Source organism: Paracoccus sp. SMMA_5_TC (assembly GCF_009696685.2).
Classification (GTDB): Bacteria; Pseudomonadota; Alphaproteobacteria; order Rhodobacterales; family Rhodobacteraceae; genus Paracoccus.
This window is the reverse complement of sequence record NZ_CP102355.1, coordinates 1,481,498-1,501,164: the sequence shown is the minus strand read 5'-3', so window position 1 is coordinate 1,501,164 and position 19,667 is coordinate 1,481,498. Positions and strand designations below refer to the sequence as shown.

The following is a 19,667-nucleotide window of genomic DNA, read 5'->3' as shown; positions in this document are numbered from 1 at the left end:
CGCTCGGGGCGGGGCCTTGGGTCACGCTGTCATTACGTCAGGTCGCGGCAAGGTCCACGATGGACCACGCAACTGTCATGTTCTGGCCGCCGGTGTTGCGGATAACGAAGCTGGTCGTGGTCCTGGTTCCGAGAATCGGCGGGTAAGGGGTGCTGGCGCCGTGGTTGAGCAGCGTGAGCGCCGGGACATAACCCGCGTTCGCCATCGCCACCGGCAGCGTGACCGTGTGATCGGTCCCCGCCGCGATACTGCCGGTCAGGCCGCGCAGCCGCGTCAGCCGCCCGGCAATCCTGACCGCCTCGACGTTGCTTTCATCCGGGACGCGCTTCGGAAACACCCCGAGGCGGGCGAAATAGCGCCAGCCAAATTCCTGCAACGCCGCGCCCGTGAAATGCAGGTTGTCCAAGCTGCCCAGCCCGCGCGACGATACCGACGCAACCAACGGTTCCTCGCGGTCGAGTCGGGCGATTTCAGCGTTGCGATCATCGGTCGGCTGTCCGTCGCTGGTGCCGCCATGCAGCAATTCGCCCACCAGAACCGGCGCATGGGTGCCGATGAACGGATCGGCGCTGGACCCGCCAGACGCAGGATCGCGCATGGTCGCGACCATCGACCGGAAGCGTTGAATCCACTGCGCCCCGGTGGTGCCGCGATAGTCCGCGTCGGCCTCGCCCTGATGCCACAGCATGTAATCGGCCCGAGACACGCCCCAGCTTGCAAGGGTGCCGCCGGTCGGCAGGGTCGCCGTCCGGGCGGCCGTCAGCGCAGCGTTGCAAGTCGAGAACATATGCCCAGTTGCACCGGCAACGCCGCCGCCGCCCGGTAGCCACTCCGCGATAGGCTGGCCACCCGCCGCGTGCATGACCAGATAGACAGGCCGCCCTGTCGCGCGTTGCAACATGTCGCAGAAATGATACGCCAGGTTGTTGCCCGTCGAAACGAACGGCCAATCCGGGCTGTCTGGGCCGGCGAGTTTCCAGCCGACAGTCTGCCCAGCGCCGGGGATCTGTTCCCAGACCCAAACCTGCCCGTTGATCGTGCGCCGGTCGCCGCTGGTGACGCTGTGTCCAAGCATGTTGGATTGGCCGGTGGCGAATACAAGGATCGGCCTGCCCCCGACGCTATCCATCGACGACATGGCCCAGCGCCGCCCGTCCGCGCTCTGGAAGGGACCATTCTCATCGCTAATGTAGAGCCGCCCGCCGATCAGCAGATAAAGCGCGCCATTGGTATTGGTCGCGGTGCCGAACGACAGCGCCGGGGCTACGCCAGCAGCCGGATAAACCCCGGCCTGGATGGATGCCAACTCCGCCGCCGTTGCCAGCAACACCTGCCGCAGGTCGCGCTTGTCGATGGGTTTGCGCGCGGTCGAGCGATCCCCGACCGGCAGCGCCCCGACGCCGCCTTGGCCATCCATGGAATAGCCCTCATGGTCGCGCAGCAGCAGGTTGATTAGATCTGATAGTGGCATGGTCTCTCCGTAGTAGGCTAGTTTATCCGGTCGTGATCGTCGCCGGGCCGGCCGGCGTGCCCTCGACGCCGGATACGTTGGCGGCGACGACCCAATAGCGATAGGTCGTCGCTGGGCTGATCGTGTCGTCCTGGTATTCGCTGATCTGCCCCGAGGCGCCACCCGTCGATCCGATCATGGTCGCGGTCGAGAAATTGTTGACAGTGTTGCGATAGACCCGGATGCGGGCAAAGGCGCCGGTCGGGTTGCGCCACGACAGGTGGACATAGCCCGAGCCGTTCGAGACGATCAGCTGGGTCGGCTGGCCGGGCGGCGTTGCATCCACCTGAATGGTGATATCGCCAAGATCCTCCCATTCGTCCACGCCTTCAAACGATCCGTTCCAGCGCGCGCGCACGATATAAGTCGCCCCGTCATTGACCGCCGGCGACGTGGCGATCAGCCCAGACGATACCATTTTCCGCCACTGCAAGCTGGCCTCCGGGGCGACCATGCGGTAGTCGGCCTGCACTTCCAGATCGTCCCTGTCCGGGATAGGCACCGCGGCAACCTCGATCACCGCCTGCGCCACGGCGAGGTTGGGGTTGATGATGCGCTGCGTCACCACCGCGTCCAGTTCGGGAGGCGGGTCGAGTTCCGGCGTCGGCGGCGCCACGATCAATTCGCCCTCTTCCTCGGGGTCCCATGCCTCGGATGCACGGTCCACCTTCGCCAGTTCGATCCGGCATTCCAGATTGATCGGGTCAAACTGGTGGTTCAGCACCTCGTATTCCCCGACGATCTGCCGGCCGCTGCCATCCTCGGGGCGATAGTCCAGCAGGATGGTATGGCGCTGGCCGGCGAAGCGCGGATAGCGGGCTTTCAGGCCGACAAGGTTGGTGACGATCTCGACCTTGGCCCGGTTGCCGTCGTGAATCTGCTTCTTCGCCAGCCTGCGCGCCTGCGACTGGTTCGGGCACATCTCCATGCGATACTCGGCCGATACCTCGCCTTCCTCGGCCAGCCGATCCTCGTCCCGCCACGGCTCCAGTTCGGTGACGGTGAACGATTGATCCTCGCTCAGAAAGAACGGGATCAGGACGTTATAGCCCTCGCGCTCGTTGATCGCCTCCTTGGTGACGATGGACGATATGTCCTTGGCCGTCAGCGTGGTCGCCGGCGTGCCGAAATTCCCACCGATCAGGCCGATCTTGCCGTCCTGCGTCTCATAGGCCCGGATGCCGCTGCTGGCATGCATGCGGTCCAGCACATCGACCGGACCTTCGTCCAGCGTCCAGTATCCCCAAAGCCGCAGGTTCGGCGCGGTGCCCCCGGCCTTCTGCGGGATCGGCTGATCCGCCACGTCTGCCATGGCTTCGACACTCGCCCAATCCACCTCGCCGGATGCCAGCCGGTAACCGTCCGCATGGGTCAGGTAATGTGCAATGACCAGCGCGGCATTGTCGGTGTAGTCAGTGGTTCCGCTGCGTGGGTCCAGGATGCGTTGACCTTCGATCACCCATTGCACCGCCGTGTTGTAGGATTTCGGGAAAATCTTCGCAAAATCCTCTGGCGCCGGCGCTTTCATGCGGACAAGGAAGGTGGCCTGATTCTGCAACCGACGATTTGCATCCCAGGTCAGCGGAAACGCATCCGACAGCGCCGTGTAATTGCCCCCCTGCCCCGACCCGTCACGGGTGGAAACCCACATGAACCCAGCCTTGTCCGTGCTGGTGACTGCGCCGCCAGATACCGTGACCGGTTCTCCATCAACCCAGAACTCGACAAAGCGGTTGATCCTGCCATGGCCGACGACAACCAGTTGGTAAAGGGTGCCTTCCTTCGTGTGGAAGAAAGCCCTGATGCCGCCCGCGAGGTTCTTGCCGACATAGATCCGACGCGGCGCTTCCGTCTGGTTGATGACCGCCTGGATTTCCGAAACGGGGATGTTGATCTTCGGCGCCAGCAGGCGGGAAACGCCGATGGCGGCGGCCGCCGCTACGGCGGTCCCGAAATAAGTCCCGAACGTGACAGCGGCCGAGAAAGACAGGCCGGCCGCAGCGCCAAGGAAGCCGCCAACCCAACCTGCCAGGTAGCTGATCGCCGTGAAAATCATATGCGCTTCACCATATTGATTTCCTTGGCCTCATAGCCCGCACGATCAAGGATGCGCTGCGCCGCGCCCCCAGCGCAGGACATGGCTATCATCACCGCCCCCCGTTCCCGCGCCCACGCCTCGAAGGCCCGCAGCAAACGCAGACCGGAACGATCTTCTGCAAACCAGCCCATCTCGAACGCCACCCGGTCCCGGTTGATGAAGGTCTCCGCGACGCGACCAGCAATGAACCCGCCCCCGGACACAAGCACCACGCCGGTCGGATCGACCAGCAGACCGGCCAACGTCTGCCCGGTCTTGATCCGGTCCACTGCCAGACCGTTCACCACCGCCGCCAGCTTCTCGATCAGATCGATGACGCGGGGAATATCCTGCATCGTGGCGGGACGGATCACGATCCCGGTACCCATGTGATCGCCTTGTCCTTGAGTGTCGCCAGCAGTTCCAAGCCGGTGTCGCCCGGATAGCGCCGCTGCTGGTCCGTATGCGTCCATCGCCCATAGGGCGGCTTACCCTGCTGCGACATGCGGCCGTAGCATTCCAGTTCGATAGTGCGGGCGTCTGCGCTGGACGTGCTGGTCATGTCCTTCATGCGGCCGACGAACACGCTCATCGGATCTCCGATCAGCCTGCCACGGTGCTCACCATCGCGCTCGTCGGTCGCGAAAAGCTGATAGAGCACCTGCACGCGGCGGCCGTTCACCTCGCTGCCCTGGTTGTCGCAGAGCGCGATCATCTCGGGCGAGGCGTTGGGGATGGTGAACCGCACCATGCCGGCGCTCATGCCGTAGGTCAGTTCCATGGCGCTGATCTGGATCACGTCGCCCGTGCCCTGATACTCGACCCCGCCGGCGGTCAGCGGCCCATAGCCCAGCCACCAGTTCTTCGGGCTGGTCCGGAAATCCATCTGGCACAGGATCGTGCATCCCGTAACGCCCCAGCGCAGCACCTCGTCCGGTATGTCGTGGATGTCGGGCATCAGAACGCCTCCACGAAGGACAGGGTCGAGGACTGGAACCGGCCTGTGGTCACACCGATCTGTTCGCCGCTCTCCATCATGCACTTGAGCCGCAGCTGATCCACGATCACCACGGTGCCGAGGGGCTGCGCCTCGCGGACGTTCGGCATGATCGAAACCCGGATAGCGGTTTCGCTCTCACCTATCGAGGTGGTGTTGACCACCTGATGCAAGCGGTCGCCAAGGCTGATGAACATGCCGGGCCACAGTTGCGACAGGGCCGGCTTGTTGACGTCGATATAGCTGGCCCGGTGAGCCGCCGCCGCGCGCAGGGTGAAGCCGTCGAAAGGCTCGCCGAGAAAGCCGACATGATCGAAGGTATAGACCGGGGCCATGTCGCAGCCGGTAAGCCGCCGACCGTTCTGGTCGTTCGGGCGCCATTGTGTGCAGACTGGGACAACGCAGGTGGTGCCGGCCGCGCTCATCTGGGTCACGAAAGACGACAGGGCCAGATGAGATTGCATGTCATGGGCCAGCACCGTCATGTCCAGCCGCCAGACGCCGTTGAGCGCCGGCTTGGCGAAGGTCTCGCCGTCGATGTTGGTGAAGGGCTGAAAGCGCAACCCTTCCAGCTTCGGCACCGAGGATTGCAGCTTGACCGGGAACGGGAACGAAACCTGCATCAGCGGCCACCCCTGAGATATTGCTGGTCAGACTGGCGCCGGTTGTTCGAGGCGATGGCCTGCGAGACGGTCAGGATCACCTCGTCCTTTGTCACGTAATCGGCCGATACCACCGCGCCGGGGGCGTTGTTGTTGATGGTGATCTTGGGGGCGATACCGCCCTGCCCGCGTGTATGATCAATCACCGTCTCATTGGGGTGCAGGATCGCCGGGAAACCGCCCTTGCCGTCGACCCCACCAGACCGCGAACCACGGCCCGTGAAGCCACCGCCGTCGAAGGTCGGCACCGCCGCCCGAGTCCCGCCGAAGGCCGAAGCAAGGATGCCGAAGATACCCCCACCGCCACCAGCCCCGCTGAATGCCTGCGTCAAAGCCTGCTGGATGCCCGCGTTCAGAATGTTCGCCGCGATCTGGCGGAATATCTGCGCAAGGCTGTCGCGCAGGTTCTCGCCTTCAAGGATTGCATTACTGAAAGCGTTCGCGATGCCCTCTATGGCCTGGTCGAATTGCTCCTGAGCAAGATCGGCCTGTTCAAGCTGCTGCGTCAGCGCGCCGACCTGCGCCGCCTGCGCCTCGATCTGCGCGTTAAGCTGCTCGTTGACCGGGACGCCGGCGCGCTTTGCGGCATCGAGCATCGCCCATCGCGCCTGCAACCGCGCCGCTTCCTGCTCGGACTTCCCGAACAGTTCGATCTGCCGCTCAAGCTGCTGAATTTCACGGGTCGCACTCTCGAAGATGTCAACCTCTCGCGCAGCACTCGCTCCGCCGCCAGAGGATCGGCGCCCCCCGCCACCGCGCTTGCGACCGCCGCCACTGCTCCGGGCCGCTGCCCGCTCTGCGGCCTTAGCGGCCTCCTCCTGCGCTTTGACCTGCTCTTGCCATTGACGGTCAAAATCCGCCTGTTGCGGGATGTTCATGCCACCGGCAATCGCCGTCAGCACCCGCCCCGACGACGCGGAGAACGGGTCCAGCTCGCCGACGCCACTAAGCCCGGCCGCTTTGTTTTGCGCCGCAATCGCTGCCCCAACCGCAGCAGCCGCCCGACCGGCCGCCGCCGCTGCGCCATCCATATTCGCCGCCAGATTGGCCGCTGCCGCCGCCCAATTGTCGGTCGCCACCGCGCCCGCTTCCGCCGCCGATGTAATGTCAGACGCCGCCTCATGCGCCTTGCCATAGGAGCCCGCCAGATCATTCGTCTGCTTGATCAGATCATCGACCGCGACACCCTGCTCCGACAGCGCATCGCGGTTCGCTACCAGCCAATCGTGAACGTCAAGCCAAGCTTGGGCCTGCTGTTCCGGCCCCTGAGCATTGGCAACGCCATCCATCAGGTTCTGATATTGCAGGGCCTGCGCCGCCGTGAACCCGAATTGCTGCTCAAGATCACGCAGGAGGCGGATGTATTCATCGTAGCTGATGACCCCGGCATCAACCGCCTGTTTCAGGCTATCAAACCTCGTAACCATACTGGTTAATTCGGCAGTCGATCCGATAGCCTTTTCAATGGACGCCCCCACAGCCTCCAGTTCCTGCCGCGCAATCGCCAACTGGTTCTGAAACACTCGCCCCATTTCATCGCCAAGGGCGCCGTATTTCTCAATCAACAGATCAACGGGGATAGCCGCGTTAGCCTGTGCATCCCGCAGGGCTTCCAGCGCCTCGGTCAGCCCCTTGACGGCCTTGTCCAGATCGACAGCTTCCTCCTCCATATTCATCAGCGAGGCGACGAACGGGATGCCCAAGCCCGCCACCAAACCAAGCGCGGATCCAAGCGCACCAAAACCGCCAAGCAACTGCGGAAGCTGCTGGGCCAACGCGCGAGAGGCTGACGTGCCGCCTTGAATTTGAACAATAACGTCCTGCAGCTGGAACGATACGTTCTGCAACTGCCCCCGAACCTGGTTCGACATGCCGGTCGTTGATCTTGCAATACCCGAGTTGGATTTCACAAACGCTTGCTCTGCGATCCTCGCCGACTTGATCGCGCGCGCCTCGATCCTCGCAAGCTGCTGCAAGAATTTCTGCTCGGTCAGACCGATAGGTAGCTCAAGACCCGCTTCCGCTTCCGCCATCGCTCCACCTCTCGCCTAGCGCGCACAGCGCGTCGTATTCATCATCGGTCATCGGATCGCCGTTATGGGCGTGCCCGCCGCCCTGGGCGCGGTTCCAGCCGTCCACGCAGGCCGAAAACTCCCAGAAGGTCATTTCTTTGACTTGGGCCGGCGTGAAGCCGAGCGCGGCGCCGGTCCCGTAGAGGCGGGAGAAGCGGATTCTTCTGTCGCCGCCCCCGCCTCGCCCTCCCCCACCGGATCATGCTCCTTTCCGGCGAAAGCGCGGGACAAGATCGTGAAGGCCAGCAGGTTGAGTTCAGAAATGTCGGAATCCTCGAAAGCCTGCTTGACCTTTCGGTCGGCTTTCTGCCGGTCCATGCCTGCGCCAATCAGGCCGAGGCGGAGACAAGCCATGACCTCGCGCACCTTCACTGGGGAATAGGCGAGGCTGCCGCGCTGCACTCCCTGCGATAGCCGATAGCGCAGATCCAGCGCCCCTGCGTCGGTCAGGTCGTCTAGGGCCTCTAGTTCCCCGATGCGGAGAAGGAATTCATCCTCTCCGCTCGACCAGTTCGCGACGAACGGCTCTGCCATCAGGGCCCCGTCACGTCGTGGAAGGTCAATTCGCCATCCGAGACGATGGAAACAGTGGTCTGGACCTTGTTGCCACGCTCGCCCGTCACCTCGAACCCGGTCACGTGGACCTTGCCCTGCCAGTAACGGCCGTTGGTCGTATCATCGGGCGCGCCGATGTAGATGCGGGCATTGATGCTTTCTGTGGTGTTAAAAGCGTCCCACCATTCGTCCACTGCCTCCGCAGCAAGGATGCCGGATCCGTTGGCGCTGAAATCAAGGCTTTCGACACCGCGTTCGACCCATGCCGGCAGTTCTGGGTCATCACAATCGGGCACATTGACCTCAGTTGTGTTTTTCGTGAACGAAACCGTGTGATTGGTCAGGCCGCAGGGGCGCAGATATGTGCCGGGAACAGTTGCGCTCTCAAGGAAGATAGCAACCGTGCTGCCAACATAAGTCGTTGGTTTTGCCATGATAGGCTCCATTTGATGATTGCCCTGCCCACGGGCGCATGATGGGCGGCCGGGATCAGTCCCGGATTTCTTCGATGCGGTCGCCCGCCTTATCCCGGCAGGCCCGCGTCAGACCGGCGTGGATCTCGCCAGCGAGGAAGATCATGATGACATTCGGCTTCGGCGCCCATTCGAAGTCTCGAAGGACACGCCATTTCCTTTGTCTCGGCATCGCGGTATCCTTCGGCAACCATGGAGGATGCCTTGCACAAGTCCGTTCAAATCCTGATCGCAGCCGCCTGCGTCGTCACAATCGCTGCGGGATCAATCTGGCTAATGGATCGAAAGAAGCAAGCCGAGGCCATTGCCGCGAAGGAGGCGGCGGACAAAGCCCGTGTCGAAGCGACACTGGCCGTCCTTGAACGCCAGAACCGATCCCGGATGAATGCAGAAATTGACGCCTGTCGAGCCGATCTGGAAGCCTATGACAGCGGCAGCATCATCGCCTTTGTCCAGCGCGCCAAAGGCGGCGACATGCTCGCCGAAGTGAACAAATGCCGGGATCTGGTTAATCGCTGACCCATACCTTGCGAACGGCCCGAGTGATCGCCGAACGGACACGGGTCCGGTTCGCCCGCCATGCCGGGTTGAAGAACGGGTTGGCAGGCATGTTCTTCGTGCCATTCTCTTGCAGCTTGGCGTTCTGGAAACGCTGGCCGCGCTCATTGGTGACGATGGTAGTCTCATCGCCCGCCTTGACCACCACACCGATAAATCCGCGCGCCCCTTTACTCGTCTCGATAGAGGCGGCGTCCTCTACCCTGATGGACCGGATCAATTCGCCCTGCTCTCTGGGCACCAGATAACGCATCGCCGAGGCAACCTGTTCACCGCTGGTCTGCGCCTGCGCTTTAGCCGCCGCCGCCACCTTCGCAGCCTTCCGGCGAAACATGGCTTGAACTTCGGGGATGCCGTTAACCATCGTCTTCCACCATCGCTTCGACCTGCACCACGCCGTGCACGGCGCCGCTCGGGTCATCCATGACCCGCGCCAACGACACGCGCATGGGGTGCATCGTTAGCGCGACCTGATCGGCCCAGCCGCGCAGGGCTGTGGTGATGTCGTCCACCAAATCCTCGAGTTTGCCCTTGCTCGACGCGCTGTCATAGGCATCGACTTGCAGCGTGATATCCCTCGCCTCGATGCACTCCGCATCCGCGTTGACCCAGTAGGATGGCCCAAGGACGATATAGGGCATCGGCGTCTTTTCGGTCGGCTTGTCCACAATCTGGACACCTGGGATTTGGTCGCGAAGTCGGGCGATAACGATTTGGCGCAGGGCGCGGCCGGCTCTCATTCCTGCCCCCTCGTTTCGGCGTAGAATTGCAGGAACGCCCGATCCTCGGTTTCCTGCGGATCTTCGCGCACGTCATACTTCCGCCCGTCGATCTGCACCTGCCATTCGCTGGTGATCTCCCTCGTCAGGGTGGACGCACGCACCGTGATAATCGCCGGGTTCTTCGACTCCAGACGGGCCTGCATCACGGATTCACCCCCGCGCCGAGGGGCGAGGTTGCACCAGACCGCACCACGATCCGTCCACGACTGCACGACCTGCCCGTCGGCGTCCACCGCCTCGAACGGCTCAAGCAACGTGGCGCGCTTGGTGAGTTGGCCGGCCGTCATTGGCTGATACGACCTAAGCAAGGGCCGGGTCTCGCATCTGATAGAGCATCGACACCACCGGAAGCGGCGGATAGCCCAACTGGAAAGCGCCCTCGGTATCGTTGTCGGGGTTCCGGCGCAGAACGCCAATCCAGTAGATCGTCGCGACCTTCACCCGGTTCGGAACAACGGCACCAGACGGAACTTCACCATCCTCGATAAACGCATCAGCGCCGGATTTCAGATAGGCAATGACAGCCTCGCTGACGGCCTCGCATAGAAGTTCAAGAGCCGCATCCTCGTCGTCGCCGTCAATACGGAGCGCGGCCTTGATTTCGTCCAGATCAACAAGCTGCACCATCACGAAGCCCTCGCATCCCGGCCCTTCTTGACCGCTAGCCGCCAGCCCTTGCCGCCGTCTGGCTTTTCGTTGGTCGCATCCTGCGCGATCCACAGCGAGCCGCCGTAGCTGACTGCATCTCCCTTCTCGTAGCTTTCGCCCGATTTGTAAGGGCCTCGGTCAACGATGCCTGGAAGGCGAACGGATTTCACCACGTCGCCGCGCTGGAACTTGGCGATAACCCTGCCGTGCTCATCGAATTCAAAGCTCATGTCCTCGAAGCCAAGGCCATCAGAACCGTCTTTCCCATCGGCACCATCGCGGCCCGGTTCACCATCCTTGCCGACGAACACGCCCAGATCTTTCGTGGTGCCATCGCTCATCACCGCGATGAGGCGACCGCCATCGGCGCGGAACAGGTCTTTCACGTCCAACCCGTCTCGGCCCGGCTCGCCGCGTTCACCGCGGGCACCGTCCTTGCCGTCCTGCGGCGCGGGGATCGATTTCACGGCTTCCTCGACTGCCTCGGCCACCATGGCAGGAATGTCGGGAAGTTCAGGGTCATACAGTTCACTGCACTCTTTCACGATCTGCCTAAGGCCATCCTCTTGAGCAGCAAACCCACGCTCCATCGCCTTCCGCATCGCCTCGTCCGCATGCGATTTGACGCGCGCCTCTACAGCCTCCACCTGCTCGGCAAGCGCCTCTGCGGTAAGGCCCGCCGGTCGAGCCTCGACCGCCTTCACCTGCCCTTCCAGCGCCTCGATGCGGGCCAGAAGCGGCGCGGTTGCCGCCTTCACGATGCCAGCCAGTTCCTCGCCAAATGCTTTTGCGTCGATCATGCGGCCTCCAAGCTCTTGCGCATCGCAAGCAGCGTCTCCGCCACGAAGGCGCGTTCCTCGGCTTCGTCCTGCGCCGATGCGTCCGGTTGCGGGGCCGCTTCGGCTTTCGCCCATGGATCAGGACGCGCATCACGCTTCGCCAGGGCCTCAAGGCTATAGTTCTGCTCTTGCAGGAACACGCTGTCCCCGCCGGTTTTCGGCGCAAGATCAAATCGGCGCCGCATCTCATTGGGCGAGAAGATACCCTTAGCCTTGTCCATGACCTCCATCTGGGTCACGGAATCCATGCGCAGAAGGCCGTCAAGATCGAACTCGGTTCCGATCCCCTCAGCCATCCCCAGGCCTTCATCGAGACACAGTTCCACGTCCTCGATCAACGACTGAAGACATTGGCTGTAATATTCGACGTTCAGCGCCTGAATATTGTTATAGGTCGGCATCTGCCCGATGCCGATCTTGTAGGGCGGCACATGGTAGGTGCTGCACACCACCTCGGCGGTCCATTTTAGCTGTTCAATCATCTGGGCATCGGTCGATTTCATCGCCAACGCCTCGAATTTCAGCCCATCACCGAGAACGGCGATCTTGCCACCGCCGCGCCCCGAATAGCGTTCTTCCCACGTCTCTTTCAGCCGCGCCGCCGTCTCGTCCGAGATCGCGCCTGGGGCCGTCAGGATGCCGCCAGGGACCGACCGATTACCGAAGAACGACGCGCTGTTGTTCTGGATGTTCAGCCCTTGCGTGGCGGCCAGCCCGTTGGCGAAGATTGGAGACAGCCCGACCAGCGGGTGAAACAGCGTGTTGAACCGATCATGAATGATCTCACGCGCCGGGACCGTGATGCTCTCCTTGCCCGCCGACAAGTTGTCGGGCTGGATTTCGTAGAAAACATCCCCACTGTCCGACACCAGCGGCTTCACCCGCGCCGGGTCCAGAATGTGCATCTGCGTCACGACGCCGCGACCATCCCGCACCTTGAGGACATAGGTATTGCCGCAGGACAGCTTGGACAGAACCCAGCTTTCCCAGAACTGGATCCGGGTCTGGTAGCCGTTTGGCTTGCGCAGGACCGGGGAATAGGCCGGGTTCGTCACTTCGGACCAAATACCGCCCGAGTCCTTCTGGACCAGCTTGACACGCAGCTTGGCAATGTCGCGCGCGATCAGCGTCATGCAGGCAAAGACGGCATGGAAGGCAAGGACGGACTCCTTGTTGACCTCCACATTCCTCTGCCAGGCGCCGGGGAAAGATTCCAGCACGCGCCAACCGCCACGCGACGGGATGTTGTACAGCGCCTTCTCTTTTCGACTGAACGGCCACATCATGGCACCTCAATTGGATCAGGCAGCGGATCGGCAGTCACCGGATAAGCCTCGACCACAGTGTCGCCGCCGAGGCCGGTCATTTCGTAGGCTTGCAGGATCGACCACGCATCATCGACCAGCGCGACCAGATCGGCGCTCCACCCCGGATCGTTCGCCGGGCGCTGGCCGGTCAGGAACATCCTGACCGCCTGACCCATCGCATTATTCATCTGGTTCGGCGCCGGATAGGCCTGGGTCCGCAGATGCAGCCCGTCAGCATAGACGCTGGCCGGGGCGTAGCGATTTATCATAGCCCGAACGATCACCGGCACCGGGATTGCATAGACCGGGATCGTGATCGCCGGCTGACCCCGCAGCCAGTTCAGCCAGTATTGAACTTTGGCAAGCGCATCTGCGTCGATGTTGACCCCCTCGGGGCTATGCGGGATATAAATGCCCAGCAGCCGGCACCCCTTGGCCTGCGCCGTCAGCGCATACCAGTAGAGGTATTGCAGCGTCTCGATGCCCTGCGCGCTGGCGGGGTCGGCCAACCCGGTTTCAAGGTCGCCGATCTCGGTCAGCAGCAGCGCGCCGTCATAGCTGGCGGTCCGGTCAACCCCGTTCGCGTCCCATCGCTGTTTCAACGACGAAAACCCGGCGTAGTTCATGTGCTGCGCGCCGGCCCAGTAGGCGCCGAGATTGCCGAAGTCGCCCGGCGCCACCGCCTGCTGCAGGAATGAGTGCGCCGAGAACCCCAGCCCCTCGGCGCCGGTCAGCGTGACGCGCTGCGCAGGCGGCGCGCCACCGCCAGCCCGCCCGCTGCGGCCGATGAACTGAATATCCCGCGCGAAGCCAATCACGATTCCTGCGCCTCAGCCATCTTCTGCCGCAAAGTGTCAGCGTCCCAGCCCATGAACGGACGCTTGCCAACGACGGCCTGATACTGATCGCGAAGTGCCGACAGTTCATCCGTATTCGGATCCTCTGCAACCATGGCCCGGCCCTCGTAGCCCAGGCGTCCGAGAATGCGCGCAAAGCGCGGATCGCGATGCGACAGCGCACGCGTCATGTAGCTGCTGTTCTTTTTCATGGTGCCCTCGGCTGGCAAGGAAGTGGATGGCGGGCCGCTACAGCCCGCCATATTCATTACGGCGCGGCCGAGCCGCCCCAGGCAACGCCGGTCAGATAGGCCGAAGCTGACGTGCGGCGGGGAGCCCAACTGATCGTGCGCTCGGCACGGAACGCCACCGAGTTGGTCTGGAACATCGACACCAGCGATGTTGCCGTGGGCGTGGCCGAGTTGTTGGTCGGCGCGTCGTCCATTTGCAGCGACGCCTCGCGGCTCATGTCCACCGAGATCCCGCCATCATCGGCCAGGTAGATGTCGCTGGCGTTCACCAGGGCAACGATCCCGGTCGGCACGTATTCCGACACGATGGCCGGCAGGCCGAACAGCGTGCCGCCGTTCATGGTGATGCCGGGGAATTCCGCCTGACCCAAGGGGTTCTGCATCAGCGACAGAGACAAAGCGGTGGTCGCCTCCATGATCCAGACGCCCGAGGTCGGCGCGTTGTTCGCGGCGATGAACGCGCCGAACAGCGCCCGGATGTCTGCGCGAACCGCATCCGCATCGACGCCCGAGGACGCAACCGGCGTCACGCCGTTCAGGATCGAGGCCGGGGAAACACCAGCAACCGCAGCTTTGGCAGGGTTGATGAAGTCGATGTCCAGACGTTCGCGAAGCGCGGCGGCCAGCTGGTCGCGGACGATCATCTCGGCAGACGGGCTGGAATCACGCAGAACTTCCTCGGTCACGACCGCGATATTCGCGACCTTGGTCGGCTCCAGCACGGTGCGGTTGAAATCGAACTTGGTCAGCGGTTTCGCAGCGCCTTCACCGACCCAATAGCCGTTGCCGCCGGTGGTCTGCCCGATCAGGGCAGTGCGGAACGGAACCCGACGCAGAGAGGGAACCCCGTTCGCGCCGAAGCGGCCGAGGATCGTTTGCGGGCGCAGGAACTCCACGAAGTCCGCGAACAGGCTGCTTTCCTCACCGACCAGAGGGCCGGCCCAGGTCGTGCCCGTGGTGGTGGCAGCGCCGACGGCCGCCTTGGCGACAATGCCATAGACCGACGAATTCTCGCCATACAACGATTTTGCGACCTCGCGGACGCTCTCGCCGTCCAGCTTCGCCAGCGCCTTCACCTTCGCCAGCCGGGCGAACGCAATGCCCTTGTCCAGTTTCTCGGCAGCCTTCACCTGCGCGGGGATGCGCGGGTCACGCGAATCCGACGCGGCCTTGGCCGCCGAACCATCCACCGGCTTGGCACCAGCGGCGGCCATCTTTTCCATCTGGCGCAGGCGCGACAGGTGCTTTTCGACGGCCTCGTTCTCGGATTGCAGTTCATCGAACTGGTCCTGAGCCTCGGCGTCGAGGGTTTCGCCCTTCTCGGACGCAGCGTCCATCAGGGACTTCATGGTGGCTACGTTCGCAGCGTGTTTCGCCTCGAACGCACCGATCTGTTCGGCATAGGATGCCATGTCATTCACCATTTTTCTGGATGCCCTGCCCACGGGCGGTTACGGGCGACCGTTCAGATGATGTGGATCTTCCGGATCACGAACGGATTTGCCCGGACGCGGGCGGGATCGTTCAGCTTGACAACAGGCAGGCCCTTCTTGCCGGACGCGGCGGGCTTCTGGTCAGGCTGAACGATTGCAGCGGCCTGTTCTGGCTTGGCTGCGAATTGATGCGGGTCAACGCCCGCCTCCACCATCGCAGCCTTGTCCAGGCTCTTGATGGCAGTGATAACGGCCTGTGCGTTCGCCGGAACGCTGACCGTGGAAAGCTCGTAGATTTCGACCTCCTGGAAGTCGATTCCGCCGTCCTCGCGATAGGCATATTTCAGGGGTCGGAAGCCGACCGAGACCGCGCGCACGATCCCCGCCTTGATTTCGCCCCATGCGGTGTCAACGCGGTCTTTCAGCGGCCCCGGTTCATCAATGATCGGGATTTCCGCCGTGAACTGAATGCCCTTGGCAGTCGGCTTATCGAACGTTACCGAACCGATCGGTGCGTCATGCCGATGCTGATGCAGCAGAACCAGAGGATTCTTGAACACCGCACCCAAAGGATCAATCGTGTCCTGCACCCGATCCGGGGCCGGCGTGGTGGCCCAGCCGGTGAAAACCCGGCGCTTTTCGTCAACCGCCTTCGTCTCGAAAATAGCGTATGCGCGACCTGCCATATCCATGCCGGCCTCCTAGAATACCATGAATTGATATTGCGGCTCTCGCGGCGCTTCCGGGTTACGGCTCATAACCGTAACGGCGTCAAACAGCGCCATTGCCGGGTCAATCTTGGCGTCCCCGGCATTCGCCTTCGTTGCCCGGATCGCCGTGGCAGTCGGCTCGATCTTGATGTTGCCGACGCACCACGCCATCAGCGCGGACCCGTCATGCCAGAGCGTGCCGTTCGCAAGCTTGCGTTCGGCCGTCTTGATCGCGTTCATCATCGCGTAGCCCTGCGGCGCCCCGATGACCTTGCCGTTCTCCGGGGTTACGTCGATTTCCGCCAAGGCGTCGACCATTTCACCCAGCCCGGCCGGGTCGGCAGCGACCGCAGCCAGCAGCCCACGGGCCTTGACATCACGCACGATCTCGATGATCGCCGATATGTCGGCAAGCTCGTCGTCCACGATGGTGAGCGAGCCTTCCCGCTCAAAGTCCCGCAGCCGCGCCGCGATGCCCTTCCTGCGCTCAAGAACCCCGTCGTGGCACCACGCATGGCACCAGGCGAGCCAATCCTTCGTCTCCCGGTCCCGGCCGACCACAGCCAGCCCGAACAAGTCATCGAGGCCGCCGCCATCCACCCCGACCACAACAACCTCACTGCGATCCAGCACCTCGGCCAGATCAAGGCCCTTACGCGCGCGCTTCGACCAGTAGTCCGCGCCAGGCCAGCGGTTGGCCCGCAGGTTCATCCCGATCTCGACGTTCAGGTGCTTGGCGAGGAACGTGGCGCGGGTGCTGGCGTCCTTCGCCAGTTCCTTCCTCATCTCGCGCTCAAGCCATTCCTGCGATACCGACCGGCCAATGTTCGGATTGGTGATGTAGAAATTCGCCGGGTCCAGATATGCCTCTGCGTCCAGCATCGCCTGCGGGAACTCATACAGCACCGGCAGAAACCGCTTGTCATCAATCTTGCCGTCCCGCACATCGCGGGCATAGTCCAGCTTGTCCTTGAATACGCCCGCCGGGGGCGCGTCGGATTGCGTTGTCAGGTAGATCACAAACCCCTCGGGCCGAGACACCAGACCGCCCGTTGCCTCGCGCAGCATCGCGTCCGCGTTCGGCCGCTTCCCGAACACCCACAATTCGTCAATCAGGATGCGGCCAGACTTCTTGCCCGAAACCGTGTCAGTATCTGCCGCCACCACCTTTAGCGATGACTTGCTGACGCGATGCGTGATCGTCCTTACGTGATCCTGCACATGAAGCAGGGCGCCCAGCTCGTCATCTGCTCGAACCATCGCAGCAGCTGGCTTGAAACTGTTGCCGGCCACCTCGATGGTTGGCGCAAGGATCAGCAATTCTTCTTCTTCCCGAATGCCAATGATCAGCGCCGTCAGCATGATGCCAGCGGCAAGGGTGGACTTCGTATTTTTCTTGCTGATGCAAAGGAAAAACTCGCTGATCAGCTGCTTTCCTGTCTCCGGGTCATTTGCCCCAAAAATCGCTGCCACAAAATCGAACACCCACGGCGCGCAGCACTCTCCAAATGTCGGCTTGCCCGGCAGATCCGGCACCCGCAGCGCCTTGAACACCCCCAGCGCATATTCCGCCTCATCCGGGAACAGCGGCGGAAATGGAATAAGCCCTTTGCCGGCGACGATCCTGTCAGACCAGTCGGGGCACGATGTAGACCAGTCCAGCATTAGCCGTTGTCAACCGCCAGCTTGGGGCGAGACCGGGGAGCGAACCGACCACCTGCCGCAACTTCCTCGGCTGCGGCCTGACGCTGCGCCTTCTTTCCCTCGGGTGCCTTCGCTTCATTCCACGTCTTGAACGCAGTCGCCAGAGCCTTCACCACGTTTGCCCGGCCCGGAAGCTCAATCGCCTTCATCATCGCGGCACGACGACGGGGGTCATCCTCATGCGCCTCTATCAGTTCCGCCAACTCGCCATGATGCGTCGTCGCAGCGTCCAGTTCGTCGAGAAGCCGGAAAATCAGGTTATGGCCCTTTCCGACAATCTGATCCGGGTCAGTAGCATCTATACCGGCCATGATGACGGGTGCGGACTCGGTGCGGACAGGTTTGGAACCAGCTTGCGGACGGTCAGGCCAAGATTCAGCCTTGGCTTTTTTCCGGATACCGCGCTCCGAGACCTGATACCAATCGGCTATCCGTCTGATACTCCAATCTGATTTCTCCCAATCTGACCGGATGCTAGCCCAATCAATCGGCTTTTTCTCATCGGCCATGATCAGTCCGCGCGGAAAGTCCGCGCCCTCCAACTTCCCAGCAGGGAAAAAATCTCTGAGTGGATGGGGGCCGCGGGTCGGGGGCAAAATCGCTCCCAAGTCGGCACTACCCCCCCCTCTCGGGCCGGTCTGCCACTTTTTAGGGCATTTTCGGTCAAAATCGGTTCGATCCGGACCCATTATGGTTGCGTTTCTGCAACACTTCGGAAAATCGCGGAAATCTCGACCTCAGGCCGGGGTTCCGCGCCCCTGCGGCACGATCCGCACGTCCCCGATACGCCGCTGGTAGTGCGCCCACCACTCGGTCGCGGCCTGCATCACCTTGAGCGGATCGCGGTCCTGATCATTCGCCGCGTTCGCCATGCAGGTTCGCTCATCCGCTTCCATGACCACGATGCGCTGCGGCTTGAGTGTCTGCGCCCACCACTCCCTAAGCCTTGCCTTTGGCTCCGACACGATCAGCCATGCTGCTGGGTAACGGCTGGGCTTTGACAGGTCACCCAAGATCCTGTTGCGCTCCCACAGGGCCGGGTTGATCCATGCATCCCTGTCCCATCCATGCAGCGATGATCGGGCGAGACGCGATGCGATCACATCCAGGTCTACCACCAGGTCGTTAGGCCCAGCGTTCTCGGTGACATACCATGTTTTCCCCGATGCAGGCGGCCCGCACACGATGGTCAGCGGGATGATCGACGGCTTAAGCCATGACGGGTGAGATGCCGCCTTCTTGTCGGCGCGCTCCATGGCCTGCTTGCGGCTGTTATGGCACGGGGCGCAAACGCATTGGATGTTGGTCCTGTCCCAGAACAGTTCCTCATTACCCCTATGCGGCTGGGTGTGGTCAGCGACGAGTTGCGATGTGTCCGTCTCCACCTTCCCGCACATTGCGCAAGTGAACCCGGCATCTGTGAGAACCTGCCAGCGCAGAGTCTTCCAGCGTTCAGTGCCATACCATTTGCGCCACGGGCTGTCCTTGAGGCGTTGCGCAGATCGGTCTTTCTCGGTGGGCCTTGCTGACAGGCGTCCGGTCGGCGCAGACAACCTGGGTTTGAGGGTTGTCAGTCTAGCCATTGTGTTTGCTGCCCTTGTCAGCCCATGGCTTGCGGGTCATTTCTTCGAGGGCACAAGCGCCTCGGTGCCGGAAACCAGGGCGCTAACTCGGATCGGGCCTACCACCTCTCGATAAACCCATCCGGGGCGGTCCACATCGGGGACATCAACGACTTCCCGGCTGATCACCACATCCGTCACCTTGATCACGGTGCCGTTGCTGGCGCGCAGCTCCCATTCGATGCTGTCAGGCATGGCGCTACCTCCGGTCCACCCACAGTCCCGCCGCCTGCATGGCGATGAGGGATGCGGCGAGGATGAGGGCGAGAAAGATGAGCATGGGGATCCTCATGTGGGAAACCCCGCCTGACTGACGCCGGGCGGGGCTGTCTGCGAACCGTAGCGCGCAGGGGGAATGGTGCCTGGGTGCCGCAGCTTCCGTTCCGCCCAGGCGCGAAACCTCATAACCGATCAGCGGCGTTCGTTTGCCCCTTTCGGAGCGTTGAGCGCGGCGGACGCACAACCCTGCGCCCACTTTAATCCTGCTGGCACCGCGCTCATCTCGGTTCACCGCACGCGATGAGCCGAGAAAAGGGCGGGGCGGTTAATTTGGTTGCAGCGGCTGGATTCGAACCAGCGACCTGTGACGTTATGAGCGTCCCGAGCTACCGCTGCTCTACGCTGCAATGTA

The 19,667-nt window shown here is 62.6% G+C and carries 24 protein-coding genes, 1 tRNA gene and 1 pseudogene; 2 read left to right on the top strand and 24 right to left on the bottom strand.

Annotation, left to right across the window (positions count from 1 at the left end):
- Positions 1–37: 37 nt before the first annotated feature.
- A complete protein-coding gene (locus GB880_RS07740) occupies positions 38–1,306 on the bottom strand; it encodes a sialate O-acetylesterase (protein ID WP_263467025.1) in 1,269 nt (422 codons plus the stop codon).
- Between the two features lie 187 nt (positions 1,307–1,493).
- Positions 1,494–3,161 (bottom strand): fibronectin type III domain-containing protein, encoded by a 1,668-nt coding sequence (locus GB880_RS07735; RefSeq protein ID WP_195841223.1) that lies wholly within the window; start codon positions 3,159–3,161, stop codon positions 1,494–1,496.
- 93 nt (positions 3,162–3,254) lie between these two features.
- Between GB880_RS07735 and GB880_RS07730 the strand changes: the two genes are divergently transcribed.
- Positions 3,255–3,602, top strand: coding sequence for a hypothetical protein (locus tag GB880_RS07730; protein WP_154490591.1), 348 nt, complete (start codon positions 3,255–3,257; stop codon positions 3,600–3,602).
- Here GB880_RS07730 and GB880_RS07725 read toward each other — a convergent pair.
- The 6 genes from GB880_RS07725 to GB880_RS07700 all read right to left on the bottom strand — a co-directional run bounded on the left by GB880_RS07725 (position 3,563) and on the right by GB880_RS07700 (position 8,307).
- Positions 3,563–3,976, bottom strand: a complete 414-nt coding sequence (locus GB880_RS07725; protein WP_154490594.1) for a hypothetical protein — start codon at positions 3,974–3,976, stop codon at positions 3,563–3,565. The genes GB880_RS07730 and GB880_RS07725 overlap by 40 nt on opposite strands.
- Positions 3,958–4,545 (bottom strand): hypothetical protein, encoded by a 588-nt coding sequence (locus GB880_RS07720; protein ID WP_154490597.1) that lies wholly within the window; start codon positions 4,543–4,545, stop codon positions 3,958–3,960. Before GB880_RS07720 ends, GB880_RS07725 begins: the two co-directional genes overlap by 19 nt.
- Complete coding sequence (locus GB880_RS07715) at positions 4,545–5,207, bottom strand: hypothetical protein (protein WP_154490600.1); 663 nt, start codon at positions 5,205–5,207, stop codon at positions 4,545–4,547. Before GB880_RS07715 ends, GB880_RS07720 begins: the two co-directional genes overlap by 1 nt.
- Positions 5,207–7,279: a hypothetical protein gene (locus GB880_RS07710; protein WP_154490603.1), complete on the bottom strand. Its 2,073-nt coding sequence runs from the start codon at positions 7,277–7,279 to the stop codon at positions 5,207–5,209. The genes GB880_RS07715 and GB880_RS07710 overlap by 1 nt, the downstream gene beginning before the upstream one ends.
- 129 nt (positions 7,280–7,408) lie before the next feature.
- The gene (locus tag GB880_RS07705; RefSeq protein WP_154490606.1) at positions 7,409–7,852 is read right to left on the bottom strand and encodes a GTA-gp10 family protein; all 444 of its coding nucleotides are present in this window, start codon (positions 7,850–7,852) and stop codon (positions 7,409–7,411) included.
- Positions 7,852–8,307, bottom strand: a complete 456-nt coding sequence (locus tag GB880_RS07700) for a phage tail tube protein (protein ID WP_195840756.1) — start codon at positions 8,305–8,307, stop codon at positions 7,852–7,854. Before GB880_RS07700 ends, GB880_RS07705 begins: the two co-directional genes overlap by 1 nt.
- Positions 8,308–8,550: 243 nt before the next feature.
- Between GB880_RS07700 and GB880_RS07695 the strand changes: the two genes are divergently transcribed.
- The gene (locus GB880_RS07695; RefSeq protein ID WP_154490615.1) at positions 8,551–8,865 is read left to right on the top strand and encodes a hypothetical protein; all 315 of its coding nucleotides are present in this window, start codon (positions 8,551–8,553) and stop codon (positions 8,863–8,865) included.
- Here GB880_RS07695 and GB880_RS07690 read toward each other — a convergent pair.
- From GB880_RS07690 to GB880_RS07615, 16 genes and pseudogenes are all read right to left on the bottom strand, one after another.
- Positions 8,855–9,268 carry an HK97-gp10 family putative phage morphogenesis protein gene (locus GB880_RS07690; protein WP_154490618.1) on the bottom strand — a complete coding sequence of 138 codons (414 nt, stop codon included), beginning with the start codon at positions 9,266–9,268 and terminating at the stop codon, positions 8,855–8,857. The genes GB880_RS07695 and GB880_RS07690 overlap by 11 nt on opposite strands.
- Positions 9,261–9,644: a DUF3168 domain-containing protein gene (locus tag GB880_RS07685; RefSeq protein WP_154490621.1), complete on the bottom strand. Its 384-nt coding sequence runs from the start codon at positions 9,642–9,644 to the stop codon at positions 9,261–9,263. Before GB880_RS07685 ends, GB880_RS07690 begins: the two co-directional genes overlap by 8 nt.
- Positions 9,641–9,973, bottom strand: a complete 333-nt coding sequence (locus GB880_RS07680) for a phage head closure protein (protein WP_154490624.1) — start codon at positions 9,971–9,973, stop codon at positions 9,641–9,643. The genes GB880_RS07685 and GB880_RS07680 overlap by 4 nt, the downstream gene beginning before the upstream one ends.
- Before the next feature lie 13 nt (positions 9,974–9,986).
- Positions 9,987–10,313, bottom strand: a complete 327-nt coding sequence (locus tag GB880_RS07675; protein ID WP_154490627.1) for a head-tail connector protein — start codon at positions 10,311–10,313, stop codon at positions 9,987–9,989.
- Complete coding sequence (locus GB880_RS07670; protein ID WP_154490630.1) at positions 10,313–11,134, bottom strand: hypothetical protein; 822 nt, start codon at positions 11,132–11,134, stop codon at positions 10,313–10,315. Before GB880_RS07670 ends, GB880_RS07675 begins: the two co-directional genes overlap by 1 nt.
- Complete coding sequence (locus tag GB880_RS07665) at positions 11,131–12,459, bottom strand: phage portal protein (RefSeq protein ID WP_154490633.1); 1,329 nt, start codon at positions 12,457–12,459, stop codon at positions 11,131–11,133. The genes GB880_RS07670 and GB880_RS07665 overlap by 4 nt, the downstream gene beginning before the upstream one ends.
- Positions 12,456–13,298 carry a hypothetical protein gene (locus tag GB880_RS07660; RefSeq protein ID WP_154490636.1) on the bottom strand — a complete coding sequence of 281 codons (843 nt, stop codon included), beginning with the start codon at positions 13,296–13,298 and terminating at the stop codon, positions 12,456–12,458. Before GB880_RS07660 ends, GB880_RS07665 begins: the two co-directional genes overlap by 4 nt.
- A complete protein-coding gene (locus tag GB880_RS07655; protein WP_154490639.1) occupies positions 13,295–13,528 on the bottom strand; it encodes a hypothetical protein in 234 nt (77 codons plus the stop codon). The genes GB880_RS07660 and GB880_RS07655 overlap by 4 nt, the downstream gene beginning before the upstream one ends.
- Before the next feature lie 56 nt (positions 13,529–13,584).
- A complete protein-coding gene (locus tag GB880_RS07650; protein WP_154490642.1) occupies positions 13,585–14,979 on the bottom strand; it encodes a phage major capsid protein in 1,395 nt (464 codons plus the stop codon).
- Between the two features lie 53 nt (positions 14,980–15,032).
- A complete protein-coding gene (locus GB880_RS07645; protein WP_195840754.1) occupies positions 15,033–15,692 on the bottom strand; it encodes an HK97 family phage prohead protease in 660 nt (219 codons plus the stop codon).
- Between the two features lie 9 nt (positions 15,693–15,701).
- A complete protein-coding gene (locus tag GB880_RS07640) occupies positions 15,702–17,375 on the bottom strand; it encodes a terminase large subunit (protein WP_154490645.1) in 1,674 nt (557 codons plus the stop codon).
- Entirely contained in the window at positions 17,375–17,923 is a 549-nt protein-coding gene (locus tag GB880_RS07635) for a hypothetical protein (RefSeq protein WP_229774276.1), read from the bottom strand. The genes GB880_RS07640 and GB880_RS07635 overlap by 1 nt, the downstream gene beginning before the upstream one ends.
- A 228-nt stretch (positions 17,924–18,151) precedes the next feature.
- The gene (locus GB880_RS07630) at positions 18,152–18,670 is read right to left on the bottom strand and encodes an ATP-binding protein (protein WP_229774280.1); all 519 of its coding nucleotides are present in this window, start codon (positions 18,668–18,670) and stop codon (positions 18,152–18,154) included.
- A gap of 69 nt (positions 18,671–18,739) precedes the next feature.
- Positions 18,740–18,811: pseudogene (locus GB880_RS07625) on the bottom strand (HNH endonuclease); the annotation flags it as partial.
- Between the two features lie 222 nt (positions 18,812–19,033).
- Complete coding sequence (locus GB880_RS07620) at positions 19,034–19,231, bottom strand: hypothetical protein (RefSeq protein ID WP_154490651.1); 198 nt, start codon at positions 19,229–19,231, stop codon at positions 19,034–19,036.
- A gap of 355 nt (positions 19,232–19,586) precedes the next feature.
- A tRNA-Met gene (locus GB880_RS07615) sits at positions 19,587–19,662 on the bottom strand.
- Positions 19,663–19,667 lie beyond the last annotated feature (5 nt).

Bases quoted from the DNA above. Each gene is read 5' to 3' on its own strand.
- GB880_RS07735 (WP_195841223.1), bottom strand. From the start codon at position 3,161: ATGTGGGTTTCCACCCGTGACGGGTCGGGGCAGGGGGGCAATTACACG.
- GB880_RS07730 (WP_154490591.1), top strand. From the start codon at position 3,255: ATGGCCGACGACAACCAGTTGGTAAAGGGTGCCTTCCTTCGTGTGGAA.
- GB880_RS07725 (WP_154490594.1), bottom strand. From the start codon at position 3,976: ATGGGTACCGGGATCGTGATCCGTCCCGCCACGATGCAGGATATTCCC.
- GB880_RS07720 (WP_154490597.1), bottom strand. From the start codon at position 4,545: ATGCCCGACATCCACGACATACCGGACGAGGTGCTGCGCTGGGGCGTT.
- GB880_RS07715 (WP_154490600.1), bottom strand. From the start codon at position 5,207: ATGCAGGTTTCGTTCCCGTTCCCGGTCAAGCTGCAATCCTCGGTGCCG.
- GB880_RS07710 (WP_154490603.1), bottom strand. From the start codon at position 7,279: ATGGCGGAAGCGGAAGCGGGTCTTGAGCTACCTATCGGTCTGACCGAG.
- GB880_RS07705 (WP_154490606.1), bottom strand. From the start codon at position 7,852: ATGGCAGAGCCGTTCGTCGCGAACTGGTCGAGCGGAGAGGATGAATTC.
- GB880_RS07700 (WP_195840756.1), bottom strand. From the start codon at position 8,307: ATGGCAAAACCAACGACTTATGTTGGCAGCACGGTTGCTATCTTCCTT.
- GB880_RS07690 (WP_154490618.1), bottom strand. From the start codon at position 9,268: ATGGTTAACGGCATCCCCGAAGTTCAAGCCATGTTTCGCCGGAAGGCT.
- GB880_RS07685 (WP_154490621.1), bottom strand. From the start codon at position 9,644: ATGAGAGCCGGCCGCGCCCTGCGCCAAATCGTTATCGCCCGACTTCGC.
- GB880_RS07680 (WP_154490624.1), bottom strand. From the start codon at position 9,973: ATGACGGCCGGCCAACTCACCAAGCGCGCCACGTTGCTTGAGCCGTTC.
- GB880_RS07675 (WP_154490627.1), bottom strand. From the start codon at position 10,313: ATGGTGCAGCTTGTTGATCTGGACGAAATCAAGGCCGCGCTCCGTATT.
- GB880_RS07670 (WP_154490630.1), bottom strand. From the start codon at position 11,134: ATGATCGACGCAAAAGCATTTGGCGAGGAACTGGCTGGCATCGTGAAG.
- GB880_RS07665 (WP_154490633.1), bottom strand. From the start codon at position 12,459: ATGATGTGGCCGTTCAGTCGAAAAGAGAAGGCGCTGTACAACATCCCG.
- GB880_RS07655 (WP_154490639.1), bottom strand. From the start codon at position 13,528: ATGAAAAAGAACAGCAGCTACATGACGCGTGCGCTGTCGCATCGCGAT.
- GB880_RS07650 (WP_154490642.1), bottom strand. From the start codon at position 14,979: ATGGCATCCTATGCCGAACAGATCGGTGCGTTCGAGGCGAAACACGCT.
- GB880_RS07645 (WP_195840754.1), bottom strand. From the start codon at position 15,692: ATGGATATGGCAGGTCGCGCATACGCTATTTTCGAGACGAAGGCGGTT.
- GB880_RS07640 (WP_154490645.1), bottom strand. From the start codon at position 17,375: ATGCTGGACTGGTCTACATCGTGCCCCGACTGGTCTGACAGGATCGTC.
- GB880_RS07635 (WP_229774276.1), bottom strand. From the start codon at position 17,923: ATGGCCGATGAGAAAAAGCCGATTGATTGGGCTAGCATCCGGTCAGAT.
- GB880_RS07630 (WP_229774280.1), bottom strand. From the start codon at position 18,670: ATGGAGCGCGCCGACAAGAAGGCGGCATCTCACCCGTCATGGCTTAAG.
- GB880_RS07620 (WP_154490651.1), bottom strand. From the start codon at position 19,231: ATGCCTGACAGCATCGAATGGGAGCTGCGCGCCAGCAACGGCACCGTG.